Source organism: Pseudoalteromonas sp. SIMBA_162 (genome assembly GCF_046535955.1).
Lineage (GTDB): Bacteria > Pseudomonadota > Gammaproteobacteria > Enterobacterales > Alteromonadaceae > Pseudoalteromonas > Pseudoalteromonas marina.
The window spans coordinates 1-248 of the sequence record NZ_JAWJBQ010000912.1 but is presented as its reverse complement, the minus strand read 5'-3'; the positions used below and the strand labels follow the sequence as shown (position 1 = coordinate 248).

Sequence of the window (248 nt, the reverse complement as noted above, 5' to 3'; positions counted from 1 at the left end):
CGGCGAGCAGGCTGCCATCGATCGACAGCGCCGGGTGGCGGGCGAGAGCATTGAGTATCACCGAGCCGCCCATGCTTTCGCCCGCCACGATCAAGGGGAGGTTCGGGTGGCGCTGGCGCAGTACCGTGATGGCGTCCACCAGGTCCTCGACCAGCAACGGGGACTCCGGCCATCGCCCTTGCTGGCTGGACTCCCCGAAACCGCGTTGGTCATAGGCGTAGGTCACGATGCCTTGTCCGGCCAGCCAC

At 67.3% G+C, this 248-nt stretch carries 1 protein-coding gene; it reads right to left on the bottom strand.

Going from position 1 to position 248, the window contains the following annotated elements; all coding sequences use genetic code 11:
• The coding region (locus R0J88_RS22360; protein ID WP_410901222.1) for an alpha/beta fold hydrolase at positions 1-248 on the bottom strand (248 nt) is incomplete at both ends.